General features: G+C 58.4%; 12 protein-coding genes. 7 read left to right on the top strand and 5 right to left on the bottom strand.

Annotated features, from left to right (window positions below):
• The first annotated feature begins 3 nt into the window (after positions 1 to 3).
• Both FD37_RS08950 and FD37_RS08945 read left to right on the top strand, forming a co-directional pair.
• Complete coding sequence (locus tag FD37_RS08950; RefSeq protein ID WP_056964912.1) at positions 4 to 414, top strand: DUF948 domain-containing protein; 411 nt, start codon at positions 4 to 6, stop codon at positions 412 to 414.
• A gap of 24 nt (positions 415 to 438) precedes the next feature.
• Positions 439 to 849, top strand: coding sequence for a hypothetical protein (locus FD37_RS08945; RefSeq protein ID WP_056964909.1), 411 nt, complete (start codon positions 439 to 441; stop codon positions 847 to 849).
• 477 nt (positions 850 to 1,326) lie between these two features.
• Here FD37_RS08945 and FD37_RS08940 read toward each other — a convergent pair whose 3' ends face one another.
• Complete coding sequence (locus FD37_RS08940) at positions 1,327 to 2,424, bottom strand: M24 family metallopeptidase (protein ID WP_056964907.1); 1,098 nt, start codon at positions 2,422 to 2,424, stop codon at positions 1,327 to 1,329.
• 193 nt (positions 2,425 to 2,617) lie between these two features.
• Here FD37_RS08940 and ccpA point away from each other — a divergent pair, with 193 nt between their 5' ends.
• Positions 2,618 to 3,619, top strand: a complete 1,002-nt coding sequence (ccpA, locus tag FD37_RS08935; RefSeq protein ID WP_045808321.1) for a catabolite control protein A — start codon at positions 2,618 to 2,620, stop codon at positions 3,617 to 3,619.
• 205 nt (positions 3,620 to 3,824) lie between these two features.
• Positions 3,825 to 4,652: a hypothetical protein gene (locus FD37_RS08930; protein WP_056964905.1), complete on the top strand. Its 828-nt coding sequence runs from the start codon at positions 3,825 to 3,827 to the stop codon at positions 4,650 to 4,652.
• Positions 4,653 to 4,781: 129 nt separating this feature from the next.
• On the opposite strand, the gene FD37_RS08925 is transcribed toward FD37_RS08930, so the two are convergent.
• Positions 4,782 to 5,222, bottom strand: a complete 441-nt coding sequence (locus FD37_RS08925) for an Rrf2 family transcriptional regulator (protein WP_045808323.1) — start codon at positions 5,220 to 5,222, stop codon at positions 4,782 to 4,784.
• A gap of 172 nt (positions 5,223 to 5,394) precedes the next feature.
• Between FD37_RS08925 and FD37_RS08920 the strand changes: the two genes are divergently transcribed.
• A complete protein-coding gene (locus FD37_RS08920; RefSeq protein ID WP_056964903.1) occupies positions 5,395 to 5,970 on the top strand; it encodes an NADPH-dependent F420 reductase in 576 nt (191 codons plus the stop codon).
• Between the two features lie 137 nt (positions 5,971 to 6,107).
• Complete coding sequence (locus FD37_RS08915; protein WP_056964901.1) at positions 6,108 to 7,550, top strand: aminotransferase-like domain-containing protein; 1,443 nt, start codon at positions 6,108 to 6,110, stop codon at positions 7,548 to 7,550.
• Here the strand turns inward: FD37_RS08915 and FD37_RS08910 are convergent.
• A complete protein-coding gene (locus tag FD37_RS08910; RefSeq protein ID WP_056964899.1) occupies positions 7,527 to 8,219 on the bottom strand; it encodes a B3/B4 domain-containing protein in 693 nt (230 codons plus the stop codon). The genes FD37_RS08915 and FD37_RS08910 overlap by 24 nt on opposite strands.
• 324 nt (positions 8,220 to 8,543) lie before the next feature.
• On the opposite strand from FD37_RS08910, the gene FD37_RS08905 reads away from it, so the two are divergent.
• Positions 8,544 to 14,009 carry a leucine-rich repeat protein gene (locus FD37_RS08905; RefSeq protein ID WP_056964898.1) on the top strand — a complete coding sequence of 1,822 codons (5,466 nt, stop codon included), beginning with the start codon at positions 8,544 to 8,546 and terminating at the stop codon, positions 14,007 to 14,009.
• Between the two features lie 86 nt (positions 14,010 to 14,095).
• On the opposite strand, the gene FD37_RS08900 is transcribed toward FD37_RS08905, so the two are convergent.
• Positions 14,096 to 14,836: an amino acid ABC transporter ATP-binding protein gene (locus FD37_RS08900; protein ID WP_045808328.1), complete on the bottom strand. Its 741-nt coding sequence runs from the start codon at positions 14,834 to 14,836 to the stop codon at positions 14,096 to 14,098.
• Positions 14,829 to 16,310 carry an ABC transporter substrate-binding protein/permease gene (locus FD37_RS08895; protein ID WP_056964896.1) on the bottom strand — a complete coding sequence of 494 codons (1,482 nt, stop codon included), beginning with the start codon at positions 16,308 to 16,310 and terminating at the stop codon, positions 14,829 to 14,831. The genes FD37_RS08900 and FD37_RS08895 overlap by 8 nt, the downstream gene beginning before the upstream one ends.
• Positions 16,311 to 16,518 lie beyond the last annotated feature (208 nt).

Raw genomic sequence — 16,518 nt, 5'->3', positions numbered from 1 at the left:
GTCATGACCGGTGGACAAGTAGCGGGCCTGATTGCAGCAATCGCAGTGCTCATTCTAGTGCTCTTCATTGGGATGTTCTTAATGAAATTAAACAAAACGTTGGGTGAGCTGAATCATTCAATGAAAACGATGACGAGTGATGTGGATACCATTAGTCATCAGGCGGAAAACATTATGGCCAATGCCAATGAATTACTGGAAGACGTCAATAAGAAGGTGGCCACGATCGATCCCGTGTTCCAAGCGGCCGCTGACTTAGGCGAGAGTGTCTCCGATTTGAATGCGGCGACCCGTAAACTGACCGATCGCGTAAGTGATACGGTCAAGACCACCGCTAAAACGTCGTTAGCAGCCCGGGTAGGCAAGACCGCGTTTGATCTCTACCGCAGTCGGAGCCACAAACACCAGGATTAGCACAGAGAAGGGAAGGTCATCAAGATGGCAAAACACAAATTATTAGCTGGTTTATTATTAGGTGGGGCGGCCGTGGCCGCGTACCACACCTTAGATTTGGAACAGCGTGAAGCCCTGAAGGATGCAGCTCGTGACCGGTGTAACGCGTTAAAGGACCGTGCCGTGGACTACGCGTTCTACGCTGCCGATGCCCTGGACGACTTCAAGGAAGACTTGAACGACCGGTTGGCGGATAAGGCCGCTGCCGCGGACGACTATCAGGCTGACGACGACCCGGCGACCGTTGCGGACCACAAGGCCGATGACGACATCGTCTTGAGCAGCGATGAAGTGGCGGACATTGAGACGCCCACGGCCCCGGTGAACTCGGTTGCCAGTGAACCGGCCGCCGAGACGACCCCGACCGACTCCGCCGAAGACCATTCTGAAGCTTAAATCATCTATATAAAAAGCCATTCCGTTGCTGGAATGGCTTTTTTCATGGACTGGCAGGGCCCGCTTCTCAGCGGATGTCACGGCATGTTGTTTAAATTGGAGGAAGCTGTCGATTGCTTCCGCTCAGCTGGGCCGTGACGACCGTGGGCACGACTTCAAGCCACGCAAAATACATGTGTCTTGAAGCTCGGCCTTGTGATAAGCCAGCTGAGGAACGCTGACTAACCACAATTTCACGGTCTGGGCCCAGCTTCTCTCCAGCAATCTTAATAATGGCAGCCATGACCGTCATAACGTGACGGCTGTGTTGTGTGTTTATTATTGGGAAATATAAGCCGATGGAACGGTTAGTCAATGCCACTGTTTTTTCGATCAATTAGTACGACGCGTAAGCCACTTCATAAAAAGCCCCCAGGGCCGCTCACCGAATCACGGGGATTCGACGAGCAGCCCTGGGGGCCAGCGTTGCCGTCGGGATTAGCCGACGTAAGTCAGTTCCTTAGAGGTGTGCGTGAACGGCAGTGAACCGGTCTCGGTCACGTGGACACAGTCCTCGATTCGGACACCGGCGACACCCGGAATGTAGATACCGGGTTCGATGGAGAAGCACATGCCGGGTTCTAAGACCAGGTCGTTCCCCGCCATGATGGATGGGAATTCGTGGTCACTCATGCCCATACCGTGGCCGAGGCGGTGAATGAAGTATTCACCGTAGCCGGCCTTGGTAATGATGTCCCGGGCGATCTTGTCGAGTTCCGCGGCGGTCATGCCGGGTTTCACGGCGGCTTGGGCCGTTAACTGTGCTTCCAGACAAACGGCGTAGATTTCTTTTTCCTTGGCCGTCGGGGTTCCCAGGGCTACGGTCCGGGAGGCGTCACTGATGTACCCGTCGTAGACCGTTCCGAGGTCGAACAGCACGAGTTCGTTGTTGGCGAACTTGGTGTCGTTCGTGGCCCCGTGGGGTTCTGCGGCGTGGGCGCCGGCCTGGACCAGACTCCCGAAGGACATCTCCATGATGCCTTCCTTCATTAACGCGTATTGCAGTTCGGCCACGGCGGATTCCTCCGTCTTGCCCGCTTGAACGGCGGCAAATCCGTGTTCGAAGGCGAAGTCGTCCCATTTCCCGGCGATTTCCAACTTCTTGATCTCGTCGGCCGACTTGATCAGGCGCATGTGCTCGATGAAGCTGGTGATGTCGAGATCAAAGGTCGGGTCGGTGAATTGTGCGGCGAGGGCTTCCATCCGGGCAACCTGCAATTGCCCCTTTTCGAGAGCAATCCGACCGGGCGTCACGTGCCGGCGCTTGATCTGGTCACCAATCATGGCCCACGGGTCTTCGTGGTCTAGGTAACCAATGACCGGGTATTGCCACCCAGTCGCCTTGATGACCTCAACCTCGAGTGCGGGTGCGAAGATGAAGGGATCTTGGTCCGGGAAAATCACTAACGCCAGGACCCGTTCGATGGGGTCGCTCCCAAAACCGGTGAGGTATTGAATGGTTTTCGGGTTGCTCAGGTAGGTGAGGCTAGCGTGGTGTTCGGCGGTCCATTGTTGAATTTGTTCGAGTTTTGACATTTAATCACCCCTTAAAAAGATAGACATATTATAGCATAGTCGGACATGAGGCTTGAAAATTCCATGAAATTAGGGTATTCTTTGATATGAAAGCGTTTTCAGTCTTGCGCAAGGAACTGCGGTTCTGTATACTTGTCAGGTCGCATGAAAACGAATGAAAACAACTTAAATCATGGAAGAAAGGGCTATCGCAATGGAAAAACAAACAGTAACGATTTACGATGTGGCACGGGAAGCCGCGGTCTCGATGGCCACCGTTTCGCGGGTGGTTAACGGGAATCCAAACGTTAAACCAGCTACACGGAAAAAGGTGCTTGAGGTCATCGACCGGTTAGACTACCGGCCCAACGCCGTCGCACGAGGACTGGCTAGCAAGAAGACCACGACCGTGGGGGTTATCATCCCCGACGTCACCAACGAGTATTTTGCGTCATTAGCACGGGGAATCGATGATATCGCGATGATGTACAAATACAACATCATCCTGACCAACTCCGACGAAAACGGCGGAAAAGAGGTCCAGGTCCTGAACACCTTAATGGCTAAGCAGGTCGATGGGATCATCTTCATGGGTAACCGGGTCACCCCCGAGTTGCGCGAAGAATTCAAGCGCTCCAAGGCGCCCATCGTCTTGGCCGGTTCCGTGGACGACGAAAAGTCGCAACCAAGTGTCAACATCGATTACGTTGCTGCCGTTGCGGAAGCCGTTAAGAACCTGATCGATCATGGCAACCAAAAAATCGCCTTCGTTTCGGGTCCCATGGACGAAGCGATTAACCATGACTACCGGTTGAAGGGGTACAAGAAGGCCTTGAAGGATGCCAACATTGCCTTTGACGACAAGTTGATCTTTGAGACCGACTACACCTATAAGGCGGGCCAGGCGCTAGAACCAGCCCTGACCGCTGCCGGTGCAACCGCGGCCTTTGTCGGGGACGACGAATTGGCAGCGGGCGTCATGAACGGCTTGACGGACGCCAACGTGGCCGTGCCGGACACGTTCGAGGTCATCACCAGTAACGACACCAAGCTGACCGAATTGGTTCGGCCAAAGATGAGTTCGATCACGCAACCCCTGTACGATATTGGGGCCGTGGCGATGCGGTTACTGACCAAGTTGATGAACAACGAAACGGTCGACGAAAACACGGTCATCCTGCCATACGGCTTGATGAAGCGGAGTTCGACGAAGTAAAACCGAAGCAGCGCCGTCTGGTGGCGTGCGGAAGGGCCTGGGAGAAATCCCGGGCCCTTTTTGGGGTCGACGGGCATTTTTTCCGTGGCGGAAGCCGTCACGGGCGGCCGGGCTTACCGGGAAATAACTTAAGTCCCCCTTAAACTTTTGGCTAGCCAGCTGTGCTACAATAATAGGCAACGAAAGAGGAGAGAGGTGGCTTTTTGTGAGTGCCAATAGTCGAATGGAACGTTACCATTCCGCAGACCGGGAGCCCCAAGAACAGCCGCAAGCCCCTAAGACCTACCGCCGCCGGCCCGCACTGGCGCGCTGGGTCGGCCTGTTAGTGGCCCTGTTGACGCTAACGGTCGGGTTAAAGTTCACGGCGTTTAACGCCACGTACACCGCGGGCGTGGTCTCCCGCTCGACGGTGGGCGAAAAGGTCATCAACCGCTTGAACAACGAGTTGAGTGACATCGGCATTACCGGCGACCCGGTGACCACGAGTCTGGTACAGCCGTACCTGGCGCAGGGCATCCGGCAGATATACGGTCAGCAGACCACGACCGTGGATTCGACGGACCTGGCCAACGCCATCAGTGCGCAGGCCAGCAGTATGGGAACGACGGCCAGCACCACGCTGACCCAGTCGTTGACCAAGCGGGCCCAGAAGTTGGTTGACCAGGCCTTTGGGACCACGGCGATGCAGACGGCGGCCGGGAAGCTTCAGCAGGCCATGCGGCTCAATCAGTGGATCATGATTGGGGTCGGCTTGTTATTGGTCGTGACGATGATTTACGCGATTGGGGTCCACCATTTTCTGGGGAGCCTCGGACCGGGGCTGGCCTTGGGTGGCTTGTTGACCGCAATCCTGGGTGCCTTAGGTTGGATCGTGGGGTTGCCGTTGGCGGTCGCGACCGTCACGGGGACCGGTAAGAGCCTTCTGTTGGCCGTGGGTCACGGGAGTCTCGGCGTCGTGATTTTTCTGGGCGTTGCCGAGATTGTCTTGGGTCTGCTGGTCCTGTTGGGACACCGGACCTTTCGGAATAGCTAATGAAAAAGGGTGAGGAACCTCACTCGGATGCGCAAAAAGCATGCAGGGAATGCTCGATTCTTCGAGGAATTGCCTGCATGCTTTTTTATTTTCCCTATGTGAATGATGGGCTCGATTAACGGCGTCAGCCTAACGCCCCTGGTTCCCACGGGAGGGTTGCCGCAGGGTCACGTCGTTGAGAACGTCCTGCAGGGTGATCTTGGCCATCTGGGCCTCGGCGGCGGCCTGAATCTCATCGTAATAGTGGGCCAAGGTCGCCGGCATCACGGCGCCGACCGGACACGACTGGGACGTGTGCTGATCCACGTTCAGTAGCGTGGGCGTGCCCGGCAGGCTGCGGTAAATGTCGCGGAGGGTGATCTCGCTGGGGTCCCGCGCCAGGGCGAGCTGCTTAGGGCCGTGCGTCGGGGCTAGCAGATCCGTTTTCTTCAGGGTCGCCATGATTTTACGAATCAGACTCGGTGAGGTCTCGAGGCTACTGGCAATTTCTTGGCTGGTCATCTTTTGGCCGTGAAAGTAGGCGATGTAGACCAGGACGTGGATGGTATCGCTGAGTTGTGTGTTGGCCATGGTACGCCACCTCCTTTTATTCTTTTGTAACTTATTTTATAACACTTTTCGGAATAAGTCAGTCATTTTATCGATGGAAACAAGTTAAACAATTCAATTGACATTCGGAACAAAATGTTTTATCTTAAAAGTGTACTTAAAACTAATACAAATTAATTAGGGGGTCTGCATTATGGCAGCAATCACGATTTTCGGTAAAGGAAACATGGGTCAAGCAATCGGTGATGTGTTTAAGCAGGGCGGTAACCAGGTCAGCTTCATCGACCGGGATGATCCCGTCGAAAACTTGGGGGCCATCGTGGTCTTGGCGGTACCGTATGCGGCGGCCCTCGCCATTGCCCAGCAGAATCAGGCTCAGTTGGCGGGCAAGGTCGTCATCGACATCTCCAACCCACTCAATTTTGAGACCTGGGATGAGTTAGTGGTTCCGGCCGACAGTTCGGCAGCGGCGCAGATTGCGGCGGCTCTGCCACAAGCCAAGGTCGTCAAGGCGTTCAACACCACCTTTGCGGCGACGCTTCAGAGCCGACAGGTGGCGGGTCAGGCCCCAACCACGGTTCTGGCGGCGTCCGATCACGCGGACGCCAAGCAGGCTTTAGCCGCGGCCCTGAGTGATAGCGGCGTGCAGGTCATCGACGCCGGCTCCCTGAAGCGGGCACGGGAACTGGAGAGCTTCGGCTTCTTGCAGATGACGTTGGCCGCTAACGACAAGATTGGGTGGAATGGCGGCTTTGCTGTCTTGAAGTAATCGCAGAATAGAAAAAGAAAACGTCCTCCGGATCGGTCATGACCGGGGATGGCAAACACGAAAAGCGGCCGGGAATCGTCATTCCGGGCCGCTTTTGCGTTATCTATGGTAAGCTTAGGAAAAAGTGAGGTGGGCACATGACAAAAACGGTCACGGTCGCTTGGCAGCCGGAGACGGCCGGCAAGACGCCGGTCTATCAGCAGCTGGTGGCGTATTGTCTGCGGGAGGTTCGGGTCGGTAATTGGTTGGCGGGTGACCGGTTACCGTCCCAGCGGCAATTGGCCGCGCAACTCGGTCTCAATCGCAGCACGGTCCACGCCGCGATGGCGGAGTTGCAGGCGCTGGGGGTGGTGCAGACCGCCCATGGCGGGGGCACCCGGGTCACGGCGGCGAGCTGGTCGACTCTGTTGGCGGCCTCGCCGGATTGGCGTGACTGGGTCGCTGCCGGCGAATTCACGGCGAACCAGCCCCTGATCCAAACCATCAACCAACGGGAGCCGACGGTGCCGATTCGTCTGAGCACGGGGGAGTTGGGACCGGACCTCCTGCCGAAGCAGCGGGTCCAGGCCGCGATGATCCAAGCGGCCAACCACATGACGACATTGAATTATCTCCCGGCGCGCGGGTCGTTGGCCTTACGGGAGGCGCTGGTCGAACGGCTGCACCGGTGGGGTATCACGACCACGCCCGACAACGTGTTGATCACCTCCGGGTCGCTGCAGGCCCTGCAACTGATCACGGCGGGACTGCTGGAACCGGGGGCCACGGTCTACACGGCGCCAGCCAGCTATTTACGGTCGTTACGGGTCCTGGAGGCGGTTCAGGCCAAGTGGGTGCCCGTGCCGGTCGATGGGGAAGGGTTGGCTTACTGGCACATCCCCCAAACCACGGGGGCCCAGTTACTTTACACGGTGCCCACGTTTGCGAATCCCCTGGGGACCGTGACCAGCGTTCAGCGGCGGCGGGACCTCCTGGACTTTGCCCAGCGCCGGCGCCTGCCCATCATCGAAGACAGCGCCTATCAAAACCTGTGGTTGGCGGAACGGCCGCCGGAACCGTTGAAGGCGCACGACCGGCACGGCAACGTCCTGTACCTGGGAACCGTGTCGAAGGACCTGGCACCGGGCCTGCGGGTGGGGTGGTTAGTGGGCCCCAGCGCCGTGGTCGCCCGGTTGGCCGACATTAAAATGCAGATGGATTATGGAGCCAGTTCCTTGTCCCAAATGACGCTGACCGCCCTCTTCCGGGCACCAGACTTTGACGCGGCGCAGACCACCTTACGGAACCGGCTGCGTGAGCGACGTGACGCCGCTCTGGCTGCGTTGACGGCGGAGCTGACCGGACTGGCGACCTGGAACCGGCCGACCGGGGGCTTCTACATCTGGGTGCAGCTGCCCGCGCAAGTCGAGCTGAACCGGCTGTTTCAAGCGGCGCTCCAAGCGGGGGTCCTGATCAACCCGGGGACGGTCTACGGCACGACGGAACGGGCGTTACGCCTATCGTACGCCTACGCGACCCCCGCAGATTTTCGGCAGGGGGTCCGGGTGCTGGCCCGGTTAATCCAGGACCAGCTCCGGTGAGTCGGCGGTGAGAATCTGCGTAGTGACTGCGGCCTGAAAGTGGGTGGTCAGGAGGTCCGCCAAGGCGGGCACCGCGGCGGCGACGGGACCGGTTCCTTGAGGCTGCTCGAGGACGAAGACGGCGTCTCGGGTCTGGTCGGTCAGCAGGGTCCGCTGCCCCTCACGCCAGTTGAAGCACCGGCAGATGACGTCTTGCTGGTCGCGGTAGATGACCTCACCGGGGAGCGCCGGTTCGTTGTGGTCGCTGCCCAAGGGCCAAAAGGCTTCGCCCCCAGTGGCGACCGTCAGGTGCATGTCCCCGACGAAGGTGGCCAGGTCCTCGCCTCCCACGGGCAGGCCGTAGCGCAGAGAAATCGTATTATAGGCGTCGACGAGGGGCGCAATCGGGTGAACCGGTTGGCCCTTGTCGACCCGCTTGAGCAGGGCCTCGATGGATGATCGAGCGCCCTTTTTGGTTTTAAATTGATGATAAACGGCGCGCCAGGTCTGGACCACGGGATTCTGACTGAAGGGGTCGGCCCCGAGAAACTGCTGGGCGTCGTGATTGGCTTGGGCCAGTTCGGCCGCCGGGAACCCGGCGGATTGGTCGAGGTGGTGGGCCACGACGACGCCGATTTGGGCGGCGGGGAACAGGGTGCTAAAACTGGGATCGATGATGAAACGAGACATGTTGTCAACTTCCTTTCTGAATGAGCTTGAGTTTAGCACGGATGCGACCGGCTGGTCCCAACCAAATCGGGGCAATGCCCCCAACCAAATCCAGTGGTGTTGCCCCTAACTGATCCCCGGGCAACCGGGATTTTACGGTAATCGCTTCACACTATAAATTAGTTGTCTAATCTTTCAATTCCCACCTATTAAGGCACTGGACGGCAAATGATTCACCAGTCAAAGATATTTGTTGCATTAATTCGATTAATGGCTAATATGTAGATTAGTAAAACAAAAAGTGATGTTGGTTTACCGCATATCTTTTTGGGGGAGGAATCACGTATGTCAACTGTACGGCAGGAAAATAGTCAAAAGAAGTTCAAGAAGATTCAAGAAAGCAAGTATTGGGTAGCGGCGGCCTTGGCCGTTGCCACGTTGGGGGTCGGAACCACCTCCCTTCAGGCAAAGGCGGATACCACCTCCACCACGAGTGATGCACAGACCACGTCATCCGCGGCAACGACGACCCAAACGTCGTCAGCGGTTGCTCTTCGGGGGACGAGTGCCGCTGGGGATGAGAGCACGGCGTCTTCGGCGGCCAGCGCGGCGACCAGTACCGCGAGCGCTGCCAGCGCGGCAGCCAGTAGCGCGGCTGCGGGTACGGGCCTGACCGCTTCGTCCGCGGCGTCCGAAGCCACCGACCCGACGAGTGGTGCCGCAAGTGCGGCTAACAGTGGGGCGGCGAGTGTTGCGACGAGCGTTGCCAGCAGCGCTGCCACGCCAGCCGCTAACGCACTCGCCAGTTCGGCGGCTAGTTCCGCGGCCCCGGCGAGCGCAGCGGCCGGCACGACCGCGACCACGACGGCCACCACACCCGCTACGGGGACGTCAGCGGCCACCACGGCCAAGGCAACCAGTGCGTCAGTGGGCTACACGGACAGCAGCGTCTTTGATTGGTCCACGGACCAAGCGACCGCTTCGGCGACCGTGACCGGGGTCAACCAGACCGTCAGTGGGATCATCTCGATTCCGCCGACCTACACCACCAACGGGCAGACCTACCAGGTCACCGCGATTGGCAACGCGGCCTTTGCGTCCGACACCGGGAAGACCACCGACTTGACGGGGGTCATCTTTAACCAGGGCCTGACCACCATTGGCGATTCTGCCTTTGCTTATTTGAGTAACCTGTCCAGCGTGGACTTCTCGAATGACCCGGACTTAAAGACCATCGGGGACCTGGCCTTCGTATCATCCGGGTTGACCCAATTGACGCTGCCTGCCAGTGTGACCACCATCGGCAACGAGGCGTTCACCTATAACAGTCACCTGACCAGCGTGACCTTGCCCGCCAGCCTGACCAGTCTAGGGACCACGGCCTTTGCCAGTGACGAGGCCTTGACGTCGGTCGACCTGAGTCAGGCGACTCAGCTGACCACGCTGAGCGATCACGCCTTTGAAAATGACCCGTTGACGTCGCTGACGATTCCGGCCAACATCGTGACCATTGGGACTAACACTTTCGCGAACAACCTGGCCCTGAAGACGGTCACCTTTGCGCCCGACAGCCAGCTGACCACGATTGGGCCGAGTGCCTTCATTTATGACGGTCAAATCAGTCAGCTGGACTTACCCGCGAGCCTGCAAACCATCGCCAACGATGCCTTCTTGGCGAACGTGGGGCTGCAAAGCGTGACCTTTGGGGCCGGCTTACAAACGATTGGCGACAACGCCTTTACCTACGATGGGGCGTTGACCACGGCCGACTTCAGTCAGGCGACGCAGCTCAAGACGATCGGCAACGCGGCCTTCGAGTACGCCGGGTTGAATCAGGCGTTGACCACGCCCGCCAGCCTGACCAGCATCGGGGACTACGCCTTTGCCGGTAACCAGCTGACCAACCTGACGTTGAACAACGGGTTGACCAGCATTGGCAACAGCGCGTTTATCTACAACCACTTGAGCAACGCCTTGACGTTGCCCACGTCGCTCACGACCGTCGGCAGTCAGGCATTTTATGGAAACGAACTGTCAATGGTCGCCATCCCAACGACGACCACGGTCGGGACCGACGCCTTCACGTACAACCGGATCAATGACCTGACCGGGGGCACCACGCCGGCGGCCATCGCCAACGACCAGGCCGTCACGACCTTTACCGACTCGGCCCACCTGAATCTGACGGATCTCTTTAACCTGAACCTCGGCGGGCAAACCACCAGCAACCTGGTCGTGACCAACATGGTGGGCGATGACGGCCCGGTCACGCTGCAGAACGGCCAGTTCGTGGTGCCGACCGGGACCAATCGGTTCACGTTCGACTGGGAACTGCCGGCCGGTAACGGCATCAGCGCCTACAGCGGGCAATACACGGTCGTACTGGACGATCCGAACATCAAGGTCATGGATTCGACCATCTTTACAGGGACCGACTGGACGCCGGCGGATAACTTCGTGAGTGCCCAGACCAGTGCCGGGACGACGGTGCCACTGGCCAATCTGACGGTCGATAAGGGGACCCTGAACACCGACGTTGCGGGGACCTACGCCGTGACCTACAGCTACGGCAACGAGACGGAAACGGCCACGATCACCGTGGTCAAGCGAAACTTCGCGGTCTCCCTGCAGGGGTCGCAACAGATCACCTATACCGGGAGCCCCGTCACGCCGGATGCCGGCAACTATACGGTCAGTCTGCCGAACGGCACGCAGTATGAGCTTTTGTCAACAGCCTACCTCAGTTACGCCGCCACGACCAACGTCAGCGACACGCCGACCACGGTCAGCCTGTCACAAGCCGGTCTCGACTGGTTGAATAGTTTGCCCGATGTCTCGACCATGTACAACTTTACCCAGGGGACCAGTGCGGCCAGCTTCACGGTAACGCCGGCGCAGGTGACCCTGACCATCAATAACGTGGTGAAGCACGCAGGTCAACCCGACCCAGCGCTAACGGCGACAGTGACCGGCATGCAAAACAATGAGACGTTAGACTATAAGCTGGAACGGGCCGACGGCGTGACGCCGGGGACCTACGCGATTACGGCGGAGTTGGGGAGCAACCCGAACTACACCGTGTACACGACGGACGGCACCCTGACGATCGAGCCGACCCTGCAAAGCCTGACGGGGAACGATTACAGCCTGTACGTCGGTGACCCAACGCCCACGGTCACGGACTTTGACGCGACCGCAACGGACGTGAATGGGGAGACGACGCCGGTCACCTTGAACCTGGGAACGGCCGATCTGCAGGCACCCGGGACCTATCAGGTGACGTTAACGGCCGGTGACCTGACCAAGACGGTCACCCTGACGGTCTTACAGAACCAGATGGCCATCAACGGCCACGACTACAGCATGTACGACACCGATACGGCGCCGACCTTGGCCGACTTCGGGGCCAGTGCCACGGACAAGACCGGGGCAGCGCTCACGATGACGTCGAACTTAGCCACGATCGACGCGACGCAGCCGGGAACCTATCAGGTCGTTTTAACGGCTAGCGACGGGCAGACCAAGACGGTGACCTTAAACGTGGCCAAGAACCAGCAAAGCTTGACGGGGAACGATTACACCCTGTACGTGGGTGATCCCACGCCAACGGCCACGGACTTTAATGCGACGGCGACGGATAAGACGGGGGCGGCAGAAGCCGTCACGGTCACACTGCCGACCAGTGACCAGCTGGCGACGCCGGGCACCTACACGGTCACGTTGACCACGGCCGACGACCAGAGCAAGACGGTCAACTTGGTGGTCTTGCCCAACAAGGCCACGCTGACCGGTCAGGATGCCACCCTGTACGTGGGTGACCCGACCCCAACGGCGACGACCTTTGCCGCGACAGCCACGGATAAGACCGGGGCCAGTCAGCCGGTCAACGTCGATCTGAGCAGCGTCGACTGGACCCAGCCGAACACCTACGCCGTGACGTTATCCACGGCGGACGGTCAGAAATTAGTGGTGCACCTGGACTTGCGGGCCAACCAAACGGCCATCAATGGTCAAGATTACACCATGTACGTGGGTGATCCGACGCCTACGACGACCGACTTTCTGGCCAGCGCCACGGACAAGACCGGTTCGGCGTTGCCGGTGACCTTGGATCTGTCGCAGGCGACCCTGACGGCGGCGGGAACCTATCCCGTGACCCTCACGGCCAGCGATGGGCAGACCAAGACGGTCACGCTGACGCTCTTGGCTAACCAACAAAGTCTTAGTGCTCACGATTACACCATGTACAACACCGATCCGACGCCAACGCTGACGGACTTTGGGGCCAGTGCCACGGATAAAACCGGTGCGGCCACGACCGTGACGTCGAACTTGAGCACCGTTAATACCACGGTGCCGGGGACGTACACGGTGACGCTGAACACGGCGGATGGTCAAACCAAGACCGTTCAACTGACGGTTTTGAAGAACCAGCAGAGCCTGGTGGCTCACGACTACACCATGTACAACACCGACACGACACCAACGTTGACGGACTTTGGCGCTAGCGCGACGGATAAGACGGGTGCGGCGACGACCGTGACGTCGAACTTGAGCACAGTCAATGCCACGGTGCCGGGGACGTACACGGTGACGCTGAACACGGCGGACGGCCAAACCAAGACCGTTCAGCTGACGGTTTTGAAGAACCAGCAGAGTCTGGTGGCTCACGACTACACCATGTACAATACCGATTCGACGCCAACACTGACGGACTTTGGCGCCAGCGCGACGGATAAAACTGGTGCGGCGACGACCGTGACGTCGAACTTGAGCACGGTTAATGCCACGGTGCCGGGGACGTACACGGTGACGCTGAACACGGCGGACGGCCAAACTAAGACCGTTCAGCTGACGGTTTTGAAGAACCAGCAGAGTCTGGTGGCTCACGACTATACCATGTACAACACCGACACGGCACCAACACTGACGGACTTTGGCGCCAGCGCGACGGATAAAACCGGTGCGGCGACGACCGTGACATCGAACTTGAGCACGGTCAATGCCACGGTGCCGGGGACGTACACGGTGACGCTGAACACGGCGGATGGCCAAACTAAGACCGTTCAGCTGACGGTTTTGAAGAACCAACAGAGCTTAGTGGCCCACGACGGCACCATGACCGTGGGTGGTCCGACACCAACGGCGACGAGCTTCGGCGCCAGTGCCACGAATCAGGCGGGCCAGTCGATCCCCGTCACGGTTGGCTTGGCGCAGGTCAACTTGACCACGCCGGGCACCTATCCCGTGACCTTAACCACCGCGGATGGGCAAACGACCACCGTGACGTTACAAGTCTTGGCGGCACCCGTTGACCCGACTGATCCAGTTGATCCGACTGACCCCGTTGATCCGACCACACCCGTTGACCCAACGAATCCGGTCGATCCAACGACCCCAGCCGATTCCACGGATCACAGCAAGCCGGTCGATCCGCAAACGCCGACTGATCCGACGGCTCCTAGCACGCCGGTCGTGAATGGCGCAGGGGACCATCACGTGACGACTACGACCAACACTAAGACGACGAACCCGACGGCCGCAAGTGTGCGGCGTGGTCAACCCGTGACGTTGACGGCCGCAACGACGGCGACCCAGCACGCACTGGGGACGACCACCTCGTCGACCGCACAGGCCGCGCACGGAACGACGGCGCGGAAGCAAGCGACAACGACCCCAACCGTGAAGACGGCGGGGACGACGTTGCCACAAACCAATGAGCGGCCGACCACGTTCTGGTCCTTCCTGGGGATGCTGTTAGCCACCTTGGGACTGGGCATCCGGCGGCGTTCACACGATGATCGTGACTGATTAATCGCTAGATAGTCAAAAAGAGGCCGTTACGGCCGTGTGTTAGGCACACAACCGTAACGGTCTCTTTGGTTTTTTCAAAAATACTAGAGCAGAATCTTAGATAGGAAGTCCTGGGCCCGTTCCGTCTTCGGATGGGCGAAGAAGTCGGCCGGGGTGCTATTTTCCTGGATGAAACCGTCGGCCATGAACCAGATGCGGTCGGCTACGGATTTGGCGAAGCCCATTTCGTGCGTGACCACGACCATGGTCATCCCTTGATTGGCCAGTTCCTGCATGACGTTCAGGACTTCGCCGACCATTTCGGGGTCGAGGGCGGAAGTCGGTTCGTCGAACAACATGACCTTGGGGTCCATCGCGAGGGCCCGGGCGATGGCGACCCGTTGTGCCTGCCCCCCGGATAGGCTGGTCGGGAAGGCGTCGGCGTGATCGTCGAGGTTCACCTGTTGCAGCAGTTCGTGGGCCCGCTGGGTGGCCTGCGCATCGCTGAGGCCCTTGACCTTCATCGGGGCCAGCTTGATGTTCTCCAGCACCGTCATGTTCGGGAAGAGGTTAAAGCTTTGGAAGACCATGCCCATTTCCTCCCGCAGTTCGTTGACCCGCTTGGTATCGAGGGTGGTCAGGTCTTCGCCGTTGAAGGCCACGTGACCACTGGTCGGGGTCTCTAAGAGGTTGAGGCACCGTAAAAAGGTACTCTTACCACCCCCAGAGGGGCCGATGACCACGATCACTTGGCCGGGGTCAACTTGTTCAGTGATGTCCTTGAGAACGGCATTTTTGCCGAAGCTCTTGGCGAGGTTCTGGACCTCAATAATCGGTTTAGTCATGCTGCATCTTCCTTTCAAAGTGGTTCAGAATCCGCGAGGCGGTAAACGTCATGATAAAGTATAGCACCATAATCACGGCGATGGGAGCGACTCCCCGGTAAGTGTCCGACCGGACGATGTTGCTTTGGAAAATCAGTTCGGAGACCCCGATGATGGAGACGATGGAGCTATCCTTGATCAGGGTGATGAATTCGTTCCCCAGTGACGGCCAGATGTTCTTGATGGCTTGGGGCAAGATCACGTAACGCATGGTTGCGCCACTCGACATTCCCAGGCTCCGGGCGGCCTCGGTCTGACCGGCGTCGACGGAATTGATACCGCCCCGGATGTATTCGGCCACGTAGGCTCCGGAGTTGAGGGCGATGGCGATGATCCCGGAGGTCAAAGCGGGAAGGTTCACGATGAGGCCTAAGCCGAAGTAGACGAACATGACTTGGACCATCATCGGCGTGCCCCGAATGAATTCCACGTAGGCGGTCGCCAGCCAACGAATGGCGGTCTTGAGCGGGTTGCCCTGCAACATCCGGGCGAGGGACAGGATGACCCCGAGGATGAAGCCGAAGAACGTCGCGCAGACCGTGATGATCAGGGTGTATTCGACCCCAGTCAAGAAGGCCTTCCAGTAGTGCCACATGCTGGTGTTCACGGTGTTGGTCTTTAAGTATTTCCCGGCGGCCGGTAGGTAGGTCTTGTTGACCAGGTCCTGGTTCTTGATCTGGTCGACGGAGTGGTTGACCTTGTTGACCAGGGCGGTGGAGCCCTTCTTGAAGGCCACCGCGGCGACCGTGTCATCGGCGCTCAGGTTAAAGTGGCTGGGAATCATGGCCAACTGTTTGTTGTTGGCGACGTAGGCCTGAGCGGACGGCTTTTCCATGGCGACCCCGGCAATCTTATGGTTCTGGAGCGCCAGAATCAGGTCGGAAACGGAGGTCATCCCCTTGACCTTGGTGTTGGACGTTTGTTTCTTGGATTCGGTGTACATGGTCGAACCGGTCTGGGCACCGAGGGTCTTGCCCGTAAATGAGTCCTTGTCCTGATAGATGCCTTTATCGCTCTTGTTGATCACGATGCTGTAGCCCCCCTGGTAGTACAGGTGGGTGAAGTCCACGTTCTTTTTCCGAGCGGGCGTCGGGTTCATCCCAGAGATGACCATGTCGACCTTCCCCGTCTGCAGGGCGACCAGCAGGGAATCGAAGGACATCGACTTGACCTTGAGCTTGACGCCCAGGTCCTTGGCGATTTTCTGCCCCACGGCCACGTCCATCCCCACGATCTTGGTCTTCCCGTGGACCGTGGCTTGAAATTCGTACGGTGGGTAGTCGGGGGAGGTCCCCATGACCAGGGTGCCCTTCTTCTGAATCTTGGTCAGTGAGTTGTCCGTCGCGGCGTTGGCGGTGGTGAAGTGGGTACTGCCACCCCAGCCGGTCAACAGCGTCAGGATAAACACGATGCTGATAAGTAATTTTTTTGGCATACCAATTGCTCCTCTTATGTTTTTTTAATGATGTTGTTTAGTATAGGAGTCGTCGTGTATTTATGCAAGAGAAACTTAGAAAATGTTTATTTTATGCATTAAATATCCATATTTTGGGTGAAAAACGCCGTTTATACAGGATTTGGGACCTGAATATTCATTGTAACCGGTTTCGTTTGAATGCGGGGAAGATATGATTGAAAAAAGC

Origin of the sequence: Levilactobacillus spicheri DSM 15429, assembly GCF_001435095.1 — a bacterium.
GTDB classification, from domain to species: Bacteria; Bacillota; Bacilli; order Lactobacillales; family Lactobacillaceae; genus Levilactobacillus; species Levilactobacillus spicheri.
Note: the sequence above shows the minus strand (reverse complement) of the source record. Positions and strands in the feature narration are given on the sequence as shown.